The following is a 4,466-nucleotide window of genomic DNA, read 5'->3' on the forward strand; positions in this document are numbered from 1 at the left end:
TAAAAGCTTGTAACCTGCGCGAATAGAAGTGTTTATACCAAGTTTAGAGTATGACTTGTTGCTCATGTTAGAAGCACTGTTTCTGATTGTTTTTATTATTTTAGCTTCTAAGCTCTTCTCTAAAAGCGCAGCGTCTCTAAACCTCTTTGTGAATTAATCACTTTAGGTCTTAACTCTACGGTAGAGCAGAGTTTGTAGAGCGCAGTAAAGCTTCTAATTACACAACAAACATAACCTTTAAAAACAAAAAAAGGGCCAAGGCCCTTTTTTATGATGTTGCGCCTAATCATACAGGCCAAATACTTAGTGCTTAAACAACTTCACCAGCTACTATAGTATTAAAGCTGTCGTTGTCATGTAAGCTTGCAAATGCGCTCTCATGTAATAGCTCATTACGTAAATTTGGAGAGTATTCAAGTGCCATTTTAATGTCGGCTAATGCATCAGCATGCTTATGTGTTAGCGCATAAGCACATGCTCGTTGCCAATAGGCATAACCATAGACACTATCTATATCAATGGCTTGATTACACAGCTCAATGGCTTGCGCTGTTTCATTTATTTCTAATAACGCATCGGCCTTATAAGCAATGGCTTCAACATCCTCTGGTTTACGTTTTAAAATCTCATCAAATATTTCAATTTTATTAGCAAAATCACTTTCCAAATTGGCACGCATCCATAACGAATGAACCTCGTTGGTAACTGATATGCGCTCTTGGTTACTGAGTATTTCTTCTGAGCGTACGCGTAGTTTTTCTTCAAGAATTTTTAATCGGTCTTCATACTCGTCAGTAATTACACTTACACGTGTATTTACAATATCTTCTACTTTGTTTTTAACATCACGTAGTGAGTTCCAGCCCACTAAAACCAAAATAGAAGCCGTAGCGGTAATTATAAAAAATACATTATTAATAGTGTCGGTAGTGTACGTTAATGCGCGATCTGCAGTATCAAGCTGTGCATGAGTAACTTGCTTAGTTACATCCTCACGGAGTTTTTGTTGATCTTGCCTTACGGCTTTTAGCTCGTCGAGTATGTAGCGCTCCATTAGCGGTTTAAACATAGACTCTTTAAGTTGTTTGAGGGCTTGTTGCTCTTGTTGTGCTGTAGGGGCTGCTGGTTTTTGTTCAGCAGAATTTACTATGCCCGAAAAAAAAGTTAAACAAACAAAAAGTGTAGATAGGTAATAACGCATCGGTACGCCTAATTAAATTAATTACTGTAATAACTTTAACATGCAGGGCTGAATGGCACTAGGGCGCGTTGACTTTTCAGGATTAAAATTGACCTAATTTAGATAGGAGCAATAGTTGTAAGAATTTTTTAGCCTAGTGAGCTTAGCAATAATAGGGTAAAGCATGATCATTTTGCTAATACTTAGGTGGTTTTAGGAAAAAATAGGCAAAAAAAACCAGCTCAATATGAGCTGGCAAAAACTGCTTAAAACAACAATATGTCGTAGGGATTCACAGGAGAACAACTTCATACTAACTGAATCTTTATGAACAAATACTTAATTCAATTCAATTAGTTAAAAAATAAGAATACTCAAAGTATTCGGTTTATAAAGTAAAGGTGCATTGGGCTTAAGTAATACACCTTTATAATTATAACTATATAACTACAATTTCATGGTGAAGGGGGGTATTCCAATGTGCGCTTTAAATAAATTAAAGCCACTTTCAAACCCTTCACATACCATTACGCCGAAATTTTTCAATTCGATCACAGGTCTAGTAAAAAGGTTAAGGTTAATTCACTAATTTGTTTTTTTATCTTACGTAATACCTTACACGAGCGTCATCAAATTTATTTTTACTATTATTTTGAATGTAATTACAAAGCTATTGTTAAATACATCATTAGCAAAAGGCCAATCAAAAATATAAATTGGAGCAATCGTTTTAAATAGTATGTTGAGGCTGGCGTAGCATAATTTATGCGCCTATATTAAGGATACGTAAGTGTTTAGGCAGGCACACTAAATAATAAGTAAGCCGATTAAATAAAAATAACCGTTACTTTTTAAAAAGTTATAAATACATAAACAACAATACTGATTGATTAAGTATTTTACTTTTCTATTATAAGGATTCCAGAATGAGCAACCCTAAAGCAGGCCAATGTCCGGTCATGCACGGCAGTAATACTAAAACGTCTAATCCCAATACTGATTGGTGGCCAAATGCCCTAAACTTAGACATTCTTCATCAGCACGACACCAAATCAAATCCATACAATAGCGACTTTAATTACGCTGAAGCATTTAAATCAATCGATCTTGACGCGCTAAAAACAGACGTAAAAAGCTTAATGACCGATAGCCAAGATTGGTGGCCAGCCGATTGGGGACATTACGGCGGTTTAATGATTCGTTTAGCATGGCACTCAGCGGGTTCATACCGTTTAGCCGATGGTAGAGGGGGCGGTGGTACAGGTAATCAACGTTTTGCGCCACTAAATTCATGGCCAGATAACGGTAACCTCGACAAAGCGCGCCGTTTACTTTGGCCAATAAAGAAAAAATACGGTAACAAGCTTTCATGGGCCGACTTAATTATTTTAGCGGGCAACATGGCATACGAATCAATGGGTTTAAAAACCTTTGGTTTTGCCGGCGGCCGAGAAGATATTTGGCACCCTGAAAAAGACGTTTACTGGGGAGCTGAAAAAGAATGGTTAGCGCCAAGTGACGGTCGTTACGAAAGTGTAGACAAACCAGATACCATGGAAAATCCATTAGCCGCAGTACAAATGGGCTTAATTTATGTAAACCCTGAAGGTGTAAATGGTATCCCTGATCCGCTTAAAACAGCGGCCCAAATTCGCGAAACTTTTGCACGTATGGCAATGGACGACGAAGAAACCGCTGCATTAACGGTAGGCGGGCACACAGTAGGTAAAGCGCACGGTAATGGCAAAGCAGAAAACTTAGGACCAGAACCAGAAGCAGCTGACGTACACGAGCAAGGCCTTGGTTGGAATAACACTACAACACGTGGGATTGGCCGCGATACAGTTACATCAGGTGTAGAGGGCGCATGGACTACGCACCCAACACAATGGGACAACGAATACTGTAAGCTTTTATTAACCTACGAATGGGAACTCACTAAAAGCCCAGCAGGCGCTCATCAGTGGGAGCCTATTAATATTAAAGAAGAAGACAAACCTGTCGATGTAGAAGATTCATCAATTCGTTTAAACCCAATGATGACAGATGCTGATATGGCCATGAAAGTGGACCCAACGTACCGTAAAATTATTGAGCGTTTTTATAACGACTTTGACTACTTTTCAGACGTGTTTGCACGTGCCTGGTTTAAACTAACTCACCGCGATTTAGGTCCTAAATCATGTTACTTAGGTGCCGACGTACCAAGCGAAGACTTAATTTGGCAAGATCCAATTCCAGCCGTTGATTACACATTAACAGACGACGAAATTAGCAATCTAAAAACCACATTATTAAATTGTGGTGTTAGTGCCGCTGATTTAATAAATACAGCTTGGGATAGCGCACGTACTTATCGTGGTTCTGATAAACGTGGCGGCGCAAATGGTGCACGCATTCGTTTAGCACCGCAAAAAGATTGGCAAGGTAATGAGCCAGAACGTTTAGCATCAGTACTTAGTGCGCTTGAAAAAGTGCAGGCTGGCTTGAGTAAACCTGTTAGCATCGCCGACTTAATTGTTTTAGGTGGTACAGCTGCTATCGAACAAGCAGCAAAACAAGCCGGTGTTGATGTAAACGTGCCGTTTGCTCCAGGACGTGGAGATGCAACAGATGAAATGACTGATGCGGAATCGTTTGATGTACTAGAACCAATCCACGATGGTTTTAGAAACTGGCTGAAAAAAGATTACGCAGTGTCAGCGGAGGAGTTATTACTAGAGCGCAGCCAACTAATGGGATTAAGTGCACCAGAAATGTCGGTACTTATTGGTGGGATGCGAGTACTAGGTACTAACTATGCTGGCAGCGAACACGGCGTATTTACAAATAGCGTAGGCTCATTAACCAACGACTTCTTTGTAAACTTAACTGACATGTCAAACCGTTGGGAGCCAACTCAAAAAGGTTTATACAATATAGTAGACCGTAAAAGTGGCACTACTAAATGGACTGCAACACGCGTTGATTTAGTATTTGGATCAAACTCTATATTGCGCGCACTTGCTGAGTTTTATGCACAAGACGACAACAAAGAGCGCTTTGTACATGACTTTGTAAATGCATGGGTAAAAGTAATGAACGCAGACAGATTCGATCTTAAATAATCTGTACGCTAAATAAAAACGGGGGAGTAATAATTTACTCCCCCGTTTTTGCATATAGTCCCGGTCAGTATTACTTATAAAATATTGTAATTTATCTAAGTCATGTCCCGTCCTAAAATACGTTGACGGTTTTAATTGAAGGCCAGTAGCTTTTGCTCCTGGCTTTTTTTGTGCACTTG

Annotated in this window: 2 protein-coding genes; one reads left to right on the forward strand and one right to left on the reverse strand. The window is 39.3% G+C overall.

Features of this window, described 5'->3' with window-relative positions:
* Positions 1-310: 310 nt before the first annotated feature.
* Entirely contained in the window at positions 311-1,201 is an 891-nt protein-coding gene (locus AAEY68_RS20500) for a tetratricopeptide repeat protein (protein ID WP_007583526.1), read from the reverse strand.
* Between the two features lie 905 nt (positions 1,202-2,106).
* Here AAEY68_RS20500 and katG point away from each other — a divergent pair.
* On the forward strand, positions 2,107-4,287 hold the full coding sequence (gene katG, locus AAEY68_RS20505) for a catalase/peroxidase HPI (RefSeq protein ID WP_197141690.1): 2,181 nt from the start codon (positions 2,107-2,109) through the stop codon (positions 4,285-4,287).
* Positions 4,288-4,466 lie beyond the last annotated feature (179 nt).

The sequence above is a fragment of the Pseudoalteromonas sp. RB2-MNA-CIBAN-0110 genome, assembly GCF_040309305.1.
Taxonomy (GTDB): Bacteria; Pseudomonadota; Gammaproteobacteria; order Enterobacterales; family Alteromonadaceae; genus Pseudoalteromonas; species Pseudoalteromonas arctica.

Excerpts from the sequence above, each read along its gene's own strand:
- katG (WP_197141690.1), top strand. The coding sequence starts at position 2,107 with ATGAGCAACCCTAAAGCAGGCCAATGTCCGGTCATGCACGGCAGTAAT.
- AAEY68_RS20500 (WP_007583526.1), bottom strand. The coding sequence starts at position 1,201 with ATGCGTTATTACCTATCTACACTTTTTGTTTGTTTAACTTTTTTTTCG.